Origin of the sequence: Frigoribacterium sp. PhB24, from assembly GCF_003755185.1 — a bacterium.
Lineage (GTDB): Bacteria > Actinomycetota > Actinomycetes > Actinomycetales > Microbacteriaceae > Frigoribacterium.
In genome coordinates, this window is the sequence record NZ_RKIC01000005.1 from 1 (window position 1) to 8737 (window position 8737).

An 8737-nucleotide genomic window follows, 5' to 3' on the forward strand; every position below is an offset into this window, starting at 1 on the left:
TTGCAGCACAGCCCCGACTCGGCGCCGAGATGATCAGAGGAGCGAAGCGTGCCGTAGGGCCGTGACGGCCCGCAGGTGCTTCTCGCCGGCGCGGGTGGCGTTCGCCGGCGACAGATGGGGTGCTGCGAGCACGGGCACGACCCTCGCACGCGGTTCCAGGGTGAAGTACCTCATCACGCCCGTCAGGGCCGGAGTGCCGAAGGTCACGATCGCCCGCAGCTGCGGCAGGGAATCGAGCAGCTGAGCGAGGGCGGGGCGTGCGTCGTCGAGATCGGTGACGGTCGGCGCCCGGCCCAGGGCCCACGGGACGATGTTCCATCGCAGGTAGACGTTCCTGCCCAGACCCGACTCGATTCGTGCTCGCTTGAACGCAGACGCCGTCGGCCCCGGGTTGTCCTCACTGCTGATCGCGTCCTCGCCCTGCCTGATCGTGGCAGGACCGGGTGATTCCATCAGCACGAGGACTTTCGCCGCTGCTCCTCCACCTGATGGGTCGAAGCCCGGCACGAAGCGCGCACGGTCTGGTCCGGAGCTCCGCCATTCCGACACGAGCTGATCGAGGCCCCTCGGCTGCTGCATCCCTAGACGCTACGACGTCGAGGACCATTTCCGCCCACGCTCACCGACGACGCGGAACGACCAAGACGGCGTCCGCTCCGAGTGCACTCGCCCCACAGCAAGTGATCCAGTGGGCGATCCTCTATCGGGCACCGTCCACGAGTGCGTTCAAGCGATCAACCAGTTGCGCCATTCGGGGCGGTCCGAGTCGAAGGACGAGCGACTCCGAGAACCAGCGCATCCACACCGCCTCGACATCAAGGATCGTGACGGCATCGGCCCTGAGGAGAATGCGAACCAGGTCGACCGCCTCCATCTCGCACTCATCTGACGGAGCACCGTCCGGCTGACCAGGCTCGAGACCATACGGATCGACATCGCTGAGAACAGCCAAGACACCAGCGAGGGTCTTCCCGTAGGTCGCTGTCCCCGCTCTCATGCCCCTCATGATGCCTGGGGCTGCCTCAACCGGTGACCGATTGCTAGGCGGACGTTTTCAGCACGGGTCACATCCTCACCAGCAGGACTGCGGGAGCGACGTCGACCACGAGGCCGGCGACCGGTATCGCTGCCACCCCAGGTGGCGACCAAAATTCCGCTGCTTGTGGCTCCCCGAGCCATCCCGGGACTGCATTACCAAGACCGAGATTCTGGTGACCGTCTTGGGGCACGCTGGCCTGCGACGAGGACGGCTACTTGATTACCGCGAGGAGGTCTTCCATCGTGTCGATCTGGTCAGTCTGAGAGGAGACGATCGCTGTCGCCAGCTGGACCGCGTCCGGGTTCTGCCCACCCTCGATCTCGGTCTGCGCCATCTCGACAGCCCCCTCGTGGTGTGTCGTCATCTGTTCCAGGAACAGCCGCGCCGCGTCGGTTCCGTCAGCATTCTCGAGGGCGTCCATGTCGGAGTCGCTCATCATGCCGTCCATGGAGTGATCCATGGACGCCTCAGTGTCCTGCCCCCAAGCCTTGAGCCATGTCGTGAGCTGATCAATCTCCGGGGCCTGCTCGGCCTTGATCGTCTCGGCAAGGGTGATCACGTCCCCGTCGATACCGTCTTTCGCGAGGAGCATGTCGCTCATCTCGACGGCCTGGGTGTGGTGCGGGAGCATCATCTGGGCGAACATGACGTCTTGATCGTTGAAGGCAGCAGCCTGGGACGACGACGCGGACGACGTGTCGCCTGCGGACGACGACGCCTCGGCGCACCCCGCGAGGGCGAGGGCAGCAATGGTCGCAGTTGCGCTGATGAAGATGGTGGCGGTGCGGTTCATGGTCGTTCTTCCAGGATCAGAATCGAAAAAAAGATACCCCCCGGAGGTATCGTGCCGCGTACGGCTGATGAGAGCCTCTGAGCCGGCACCGGTGGTATCGGTGTAACGGTGAACGCGTCGAGGTTGCCGAGCGCAGCGCGCAGATGCGCCTCGGCCTGGTCGGCGGTCTGGGACGCCGTCAGGAGGTCTTCGGCGTCGACCTCGATGGTTGCGGAGCCGGTGAGACGGTGCCCGATCCACCGGAGATAAAGATCGTGGACGCCCCGCACGCCCAGGGCGTGTTCCAGGGCGTGTTCGGCTCGCTTGTGGAGGTCGGGGTCGATGCCGTCCATCAGCCGTCGGCCGATGGATTTCACCGTCCCCCAGGGCAGGACCATGATCGAGGCTGCGATGAGCAGGCCGATGATGGGGTCCGCGAGCGGGAACCCGGCGAGGACCCCGATGGCGCCCAGCACGACAGACAGGGACGTGAAGCCGTCCAGGCGGGCGTGGACCCCGTCAGCGACGAGGGCTGCCGATCCGATCCGTCGCCCGACGCGGATGCGGTAGATCGCGACGAGTTCGTTGTCTGCAAAGCCGATGAGCCCAGCGACGACCAGCAGCCAGGGATTCGCGATCGGCCTGGGGTCGATGAGGCGGTTGATCGATTCCCAGCCCGCGACGGCTGCCGACGAGTGCAAGGCGCCTGGACCGGCCGGGGGCCGCCGGCATCCGTCTCGACGATCGCCCCGCGTCGAGAGGCGCACCCCGAGGAGTTGCATAGCACGCATGGACACCCTTCCCCTCTGGCTGTTAGCCGCCATCTTCGTCGCCGGCGCCGCCGTCATCTGGGTCGCCGGCATCCAGCTGTCGAAAACGACCGACGTCCTCGACTCCCGACTCCACCTCGGTAGCGCGCTCGGCGGACTCATCGTCCTCGCGGTGGCGACCAACCTGCCCGAGATCGCCATCACGGTCAGCGCCGCCCTCTCGGGCTCGCTCGAGGTGGCCGCGGGCAACATCCTCGGCGGCATCGCCCTTCAGACGGTCGTCCTCGTCGTCCTGGACGCCCTCGGGAAACGCGGCAAGGGTGTCCACCCCCTCACCTATCGCGCGGCCTCCCTAGGGCTGCTGCTCGAGGCACTGGTCGTGGTGGCGGTCCTCGCCGTCGTCATCGCCGGAACCCAGCTGCCGTCCTCGCTCACAGTGGCGCGCCTGACGCCGGACGTCGTCCTCATCGCCGTCATCTGGCTCGTGGGCCTGTTCCTCGTCCGGCGTGCCGGCAAGGGCCTGCCGTGGCACGAGGCCGGAGCGGCACCTGACACGTCGACGCCGCGACCGCGCGGACACCGGACGCGCTCGAACCCGTCGCCGACGACCATGAGCACGAAGAAGGCCGCGGTCGTCTTCGGCCTGTCGGCCCTCGCCACGCTCGTCGCCGGCGTCGTGCTCGAACGCGCGGGCGACGCGGCCGCGTCGCAGATCGGCTTGTCGGGTGTGCTGTTCGGCGCGACAGTCCTGGCCCTGGCGACGAGCCTGCCCGAGATCTCGACCGGGTTGCAGGCCGTCAAGCAGGGCGACGACAACCTGGCCATGAGCGATATCTTCGGCGGCAACGCCTTCCTGCCCGTGCTCTTCCTCGTCGCCACGGTCATCTCCGGGCAGGCGATCCTGCCCCAGTCGAACACCAGCGACGTCTACCTGACCGCCCTCGCCGCGCTCCTCACGCTCGTCTACGCCGTCGGCCTGCTCTTTCGGCCGCGACGACGCATCGCGGGCATGGGCGTGGACTCGTTCGTCGTGCTCGTGCTCTACGCGGTCGGCATCGGTGGCCTCGTCGCCATCACGCTCGGCTGACAGGACCAGCCCGGCGACACTGGCGACCGTCAAGCCCAATGAGCCGTGGAAGTTGACCAAGGCGCCCATGCTGCTGTAGCCGCGGGCGTCCTTGTACTCGACCTGGCCGACGTCTGAGATCGCCGTAATCCGGTCCCGGGGGATGTTTCGAGACCAGATCACGTCGTGAACATGGATAGTCACGTCGTCCAGCAGGGCGTGACGCCGCAGCTGCGAACAGTGGCCCAGAGTGATGATGTGTGACAGCGGTGCCCTCGGTGCAGGGTTGCCACTCGCGTCTGCCACCCGTTTCGCCGGGAGTGAGGACGGCTGCCTGCGACCGCCAATCTTTTTCGGCCACGGATGAACTTCTGGATGAGCTGCATCGTGTTCGTAGTAAGCGGGCTACCTGGGCCGGCGTACCAGCAGGAGGAATCATGCACAAGCGAATGACCATCACCCTCACGACGGCCGTTTTGGCGGCGGCCGCTCTCTCCGGGTGCACCACATCTGCCGAATCATCCACGACGACCGACTCCACCGAGCCGGCCCCCGCCGAGACCACCGCGGCAGCGGCAGTCCTCGGCACCGCAACGTCTCCCCTGGGCGAGATCATCACCGACGACGCCGGGTACACGATCTACACGTTCAAGATGGACGAGCAGGACTCGGGCACCAGCAACTGCTACGACGAATGCGCCACGACCTGGCCGGCAGTTGAAGCCTCCGACACGTCCTCCCCAGAAGGCATCACGGGCGAGATCGGTTCCCTCACCCGCACGGACGGGACAACCCAGCTGACCGTCGACGGCTGGCCGGTGTACCGGTTCGCGAAGGACACCGAACCTGGACAGGTCAACGGACAGGGCGTGAAGGATGCCTGGTACGTCCTCCAGCCGGACGGCACGATCAACATGGAAGCAGCCACTGAGGGCGCAGCGACCCCAGCCTCCTGATCGCGCGCGTGCCTGCCGGACAGAACTCTCCGGGTTGCAGGCCCTCGCAGCTCCACAACCCCACCCGAGCAAAGGAGCCACAAGGCAGTGCTCATCGACATCAAGGCAGAGACAGTGGGTGCGAATACGTCGACTGCTTCCGCTCAGACGGTGAACCCATGTCCTGGCCTGGTCGATGGCATGAGGTTCGATCACTGGTGCGCATCGGCGTTCCTCGGTGCGCTCGATACAGGCACGACAAGAGGCGGTCCTGGATCAGGCACTAGCCGGACTTCACTGGCGCGAGGCGGTGAAGGTCATGGCCCGAGCCAGTGACGAGCTTTTGTCGACATTGTTCGAGTGCCACGGCGGGGCGCTTCGCCGTTACACACACAGCCTCACTCGGAACGCGGCGCTGACCGAGGACATCGTTCAAGAGACGATGCTGAGAGCATGGCAGCGTCCTAAGGTGCTGGAGCTCGACAAGGATGCGGCTCAAGCGTGGCTGTTCACGGTCGCTCGGCGCCTCGTCATCGACGACGCACGATCTGCCCGGAGTCGACGAGAAGTGGCAGCCCTTGGCGAGGTAGAAGGCACTGCTCTCGATCGCACTGATGCCGTCCTGGACAGCATCATCGTTGCGGACGCGCTGGCGTCGCTCTCAGACCACCACCGTCAGATCGTCATCGATGCGTACTTCGCTGGTCAGAGCATTCCTGAAATTTCGAGACGGCTTGGCATCCCAGAAGGAACCGCGAAATCGCGGCTCCACTATGGGTTACGCGGGCTGAGGCTAGCCCTCCAAGAAAGGGGCGTCACACGATGACTGAGCATCCCGATCTTCAAGCTAACGAGGACCGTTACCAAGACTGGGACGCGTCCTACGTCCTCGGAGCGCTCCCCACCGATGAACGTCGCGAATACGAGCAGCACCTCAGTACCTGCGCCAACTGCCGTGAAGCGGTGACGGAACTTGCGGGTCTCCCAGGCATCCTGAGCCGAATCTCGCCGGAAGAGGCCCTTGCCATCCATTCACCTCTGGGTATGGATGAAACTCAGGCGCCATCAGAAACGTTGTCGCTGATGGCCCACCGCTTCCGCAAGAGTCAACGCCGCCGCCGAGGAGTCATGGCTCTCGCAGTTGCCGCTGCTGTTGCTGCCGCCGTCTTCGGGGGGCTCGCCGTGGGCGCAAGAAACGACGTCGGCCCAGCGACGGCCCAAATGACGTTCCAGCCCATGGACCCCGGAACTGACTCCACCACCCTTACTGCCGGTCTGCAGATCGAGGAGAAATCTTGGGGCACGAGGCTCGATTGGAACTGCGACTACGGCGCGGATGCGCCAGACAACTCCCGATACGAGCTCGTGGTCACACAAACGGACAACACCACGCTTACCGTCGCGACGTGGGACGCAGCTGGCTCGCGTGCCGCAGATCTGTCTGCGTCGACGGCTATTCCCAGCCTGAAGATCACGAGTGTAGAAATCCGCTTGCAGGGATCCACGGTCGCGTTGGCTCGGCTAGACACCTGAGCACCTCCGAACGAGACGCCCGTTAGACGGTCGGTCACCGGACGCTCGTTGGCTGCGACCACTCCCTCTTAGTTGCGGGGCCCAGATCGTCTCGATAAATCGGTCCGAAATCGCTCTCGGTGGCGGATCGGTCACCGAACGCGTCCGCACCTCAACCACTCCTCCGGAAGTGCGCTGACCTTGCCGTCTCGATAGGTCAGTCCGAAACGTATCTCCGTGAAGGCTCTCCTATCGGGCGCCTGGGTCACTGGTGTCAGGTCCCCTGATTTGAGGCCGGTAGGACCAGCTCAAGCGTCGTCCCGGTGGGGGAAGTTGCGGCTACCCGGACACTGCCGCCGTGACGAAGAGCAACCTCTCTGACGAGTGCGAGGCCGATGCCGAAGCTGGGACGGCTGGCGTGTGCGTTCGTCCCAGTGGTTTCGGGTGCCGGGTCTGAGCGGGCGAACCGGTCGAAGACCCGGGTTGGTTTGATACCCGTTATGCCTCGTCCCTCGTCCGTTACCGTGATGATGGCCGAGTCACGCTCGAGGCGGGTCGACACGGTCACGGTTGATCCCGAGGGGGCGTGGCCAATGGCGTTGTCGACTAAGGCAAGTACCGCGCGGCGGAGGCTCGCAGTCGGCGCGTCGACGTGTGCGGAGCCAACAGTGTCGTACCGCAGGGCTACATCGCGCTTGTCAGCGAGCACCGACATTGACCGAAGGACGTCCTCGACCACGTCGTTGAGATGCACGGGGTGGGACATGGTCGAAGCAGCGGAAGAGTCTCCTCCCGCTGCTTCGAGCAGGTCACCGACGATGTCGATCAGGGCCCGCGAGTCGTCACGGAGTCTCGCTAGGTCAGCGGTGACCTTGTCGTCGGCTGTCGCTGCGCCGCCAGCGATTTTGCGTTGCAGCGCCTGGAGGCGGGCGTCCAGGACGGCGAGGGGCGTGCGGAGCTCGTGGCTGGCGTCGGCGACAAACTGTCGTTGCACGCGGAGCGCGTCGCCGAGTGGCCGGACGGCACGTCGGGCAATGACCAGAGTCACGAGCCCGGCGAAGACGACGCCTCCGATACCGAGCACAATGAGGCCGGCCACGACGTCGATTGCTGAGACGAAGACCTCGCCCTGGCCAGCGGCGGCGACCTGTTCAAGTCGCTCCTTGGGGACGGTCTGGTGCAGCACCCACGCGATCGTTAGGGCGAGTGCACCCACGACGACGAGGGCCGAGACGAGCATGATCTGCAGGCCGATGGATCGCGCGGCGGTCCGTAGTGCTGCGTCGTCGGCGACTCGGTCTATTTCGGTCCCTCGTTGCCGTCTCACAGGGCGCCCACCCGGTAGCCGCTCCCCCGCACCGTCAGCACGACGTCGCGGTCGATCTTGCGGCGCAGGTAGCTGACGTAGGTGTCGACGGTGCCGAGCTGCTCGCCGTGCGGGAACACGCGGGAGAGCAGGTCCGCCCGGTCGAAGGTGTGGTCGGGGCACCGCGCCAGCTCGGCGAGCAGTGCGCTCTCCCGCTCGCTCAGCACGACGCGGCTCGACCACGGCGTGACGAAGATGCGGCTCTCGGGGTAGAGGCGTGCCTCGCCCACGTCGAGCCAGCGCTCCTCGGCGGCGAACGACCGCGTCAGGGCGCGCAGCCGGGCGAACAGCTCGTCGAACTCGAACGGCTTGACGAGGTAGTCGTCAGCCCCGCCGTCGAGCCCCGCGACGCGGTCGGCGGTCGTGCCGAGTGCGGTCAACATGAGCACCGGCGTCGTCACGTGCTCACGACGGAGGGTCGCGACGAGCTCGGTGCCCTCGAGCCCCGGGAGGCGCCGGTCGACGACCAGCACGGCGTACCCACCAGCTCGTGCGGCCTCGAGCCCCCGCCGGCCGTCGGCCACGAGGTCGACCTGCCAGGCCTCGCCGAGCACGTCGGCCACGATGGGCCCGAGTCCAGGGTCGTCCTCGACCAGCAGGAGGCGCGGGCGCGTGTCAGGACCGGTCACCCACCGCCTCCTCGTCTCTCGTCGTCGTCGTCGGCTCGGTGTCGTTCGAGGCCCGGGCGGCGTGCGAACGCCGCAGGGCGGTGACCACGATCGGCAGCACCGACACGACGACGAGCCCGACGGCGAGCAGGTCGATGTGGTCTGCCACGAACGGTAGGCCACCGAGCAGTGATCCGAGCACCGTCATGCCGACGGCCCAGAGGAACGCACCGGTGAGGTTCCACACGATGAACCGGCGGTACGGGTAGCCGCTGGTGCCGGCGGCGAGGGGCACGAAGGTGCGGACGACGGGGACGAACCGGCCGAGCACGAGCGCTTTGCCGCCGTGCCGCTCGAAGAACGCCTGGGCCTGCTCGAGGTGCGCGGTCTTGAGCACGCGGGCGTCGGGGCGGAACCAGCGGCGCCCGAACCGGTGGCCGAGGAAGAAGCCGACCTGGTCCCCGGCCGCCGCCGCGAGGAACCCGCAGAGCGCGATCACCGCGACGCTCAGGCCGAGGCTCTGGTGCAGCAGCCCTGCGGTGACGAGCAGCGAGTCGCCGGGCAGGAAGGGGAACAGCAGGCCCGACTCGACGAAGATCATCAGCGACAGGCCGCCGAGGGCCCACGGGCCCATGCCGGCGAGGAGGGTCTGGGGGTCGAGGATGCTCA

General features: G+C 66.5%; 10 protein-coding genes. 4 read left to right on the top strand and 6 right to left on the bottom strand.

The genetic code is table 11. The annotated features are described in order from the left end of the window. Positions 1 to 33: 33 nt before the first annotated feature. From EDF50_RS00525 to EDF50_RS00540, 3 genes are all read right to left on the bottom strand, one after another. Positions 34 to 579, bottom strand: coding sequence for a uracil-DNA glycosylase family protein (locus EDF50_RS00525; protein ID WP_123517395.1), 546 nt, complete (start codon positions 577 to 579; stop codon positions 34 to 36). Between the two features lie 671 nt (positions 580 to 1250). Continuing rightward, positions 1251 to 1832: a DUF305 domain-containing protein gene (locus tag EDF50_RS00535; RefSeq protein ID WP_055801328.1), complete on the bottom strand. Its 582-nt coding sequence runs from the start codon at positions 1830 to 1832 to the stop codon at positions 1251 to 1253. After that, positions 1829 to 2593 (bottom strand): cation diffusion facilitator family transporter, encoded by a 765-nt coding sequence (locus tag EDF50_RS00540; RefSeq protein ID WP_370453948.1) that lies wholly within the window; start codon positions 2591 to 2593, stop codon positions 1829 to 1831. Before EDF50_RS00540 ends, EDF50_RS00535 begins: the two co-directional genes overlap by 4 nt. Positions 2594 to 2600: 7 nt before the next feature. Between EDF50_RS00540 and EDF50_RS00545 the strand changes: the two genes are divergently transcribed. The 4 genes from EDF50_RS00545 to EDF50_RS00560 all read left to right on the top strand — a co-directional run bounded on the left by EDF50_RS00545 (position 2601) and on the right by EDF50_RS00560 (position 6115). Then, positions 2601 to 3668: a sodium:calcium antiporter gene (locus EDF50_RS00545; RefSeq protein ID WP_055801336.1), complete on the top strand. Its 1068-nt coding sequence runs from the start codon at positions 2601 to 2603 to the stop codon at positions 3666 to 3668. A gap of 416 nt (positions 3669 to 4084) precedes the next feature. Continuing rightward, positions 4085 to 4603 (top strand): hypothetical protein, encoded by a 519-nt coding sequence (locus tag EDF50_RS00550; RefSeq protein ID WP_055801339.1) that lies wholly within the window; start codon positions 4085 to 4087, stop codon positions 4601 to 4603. Between the two features lie 217 nt (positions 4604 to 4820). Then, positions 4821 to 5408 carry a sigma-70 family RNA polymerase sigma factor gene (locus tag EDF50_RS00555; RefSeq protein ID WP_233570234.1) on the top strand — a complete coding sequence of 196 codons (588 nt, stop codon included), beginning with the start codon at positions 4821 to 4823 and terminating at the stop codon, positions 5406 to 5408. Further along, positions 5405 to 6115, top strand: coding sequence for a zf-HC2 domain-containing protein (locus EDF50_RS00560; protein WP_082452595.1), 711 nt, complete (start codon positions 5405 to 5407; stop codon positions 6113 to 6115). The genes EDF50_RS00555 and EDF50_RS00560 overlap by 4 nt, the downstream gene beginning before the upstream one ends. Positions 6116 to 6368: 253 nt before the next feature. Here EDF50_RS00560 and EDF50_RS00565 read toward each other — a convergent pair whose 3' ends face one another. The 3 genes from EDF50_RS00565 to EDF50_RS00575 all read right to left on the bottom strand — a co-directional run bounded on the left by EDF50_RS00565 (position 6369) and on the right by EDF50_RS00575 (position 8732). After that, positions 6369 to 7334: a sensor histidine kinase KdpD gene (locus EDF50_RS00565; RefSeq protein WP_123517399.1), complete on the bottom strand. Its 966-nt coding sequence runs from the start codon at positions 7332 to 7334 to the stop codon at positions 6369 to 6371. Positions 7335 to 7417: 83 nt separating this feature from the next. Beyond that, the gene (locus EDF50_RS00570; protein WP_123517401.1) at positions 7418 to 8089 is read right to left on the bottom strand and encodes a response regulator transcription factor; all 672 of its coding nucleotides are present in this window, start codon (positions 8087 to 8089) and stop codon (positions 7418 to 7420) included. Beyond that, complete coding sequence (locus EDF50_RS00575) at positions 8076 to 8732, bottom strand: DedA family protein (protein ID WP_233570235.1); 657 nt, start codon at positions 8730 to 8732, stop codon at positions 8076 to 8078. The genes EDF50_RS00570 and EDF50_RS00575 overlap by 14 nt, the downstream gene beginning before the upstream one ends. Positions 8733 to 8737: the final 5 nt, after the last annotated feature.

Coding starts and splice junctions, on each gene's coding strand:
- EDF50_RS00540 (WP_370453948.1), bottom strand. CDS start 2,593: ATGCAACTCCTCGGGGTGCGCCTCTCGACGCGGGGCGATCGTCGAGAC.
- EDF50_RS00545 (WP_055801336.1), top strand. CDS start 2,601: ATGGACACCCTTCCCCTCTGGCTGTTAGCCGCCATCTTCGTCGCCGGC.
- EDF50_RS00560 (WP_082452595.1), top strand. CDS start 5,405: ATGACTGAGCATCCCGATCTTCAAGCTAACGAGGACCGTTACCAAGAC.
- EDF50_RS00550 (WP_055801339.1), top strand. CDS start 4,085: ATGCACAAGCGAATGACCATCACCCTCACGACGGCCGTTTTGGCGGCG.
- EDF50_RS00565 (WP_123517399.1), bottom strand. CDS start 7,334: ATGCTCGTCTCGGCCCTCGTCGTCGTGGGTGCACTCGCCCTAACGATC.
- EDF50_RS00525 (WP_123517395.1), bottom strand. CDS start 579: ATGCAGCAGCCGAGGGGCCTCGATCAGCTCGTGTCGGAATGGCGGAGC.
- EDF50_RS00535 (WP_055801328.1), bottom strand. CDS start 1,832: ATGAACCGCACCGCCACCATCTTCATCAGCGCAACTGCGACCATTGCT.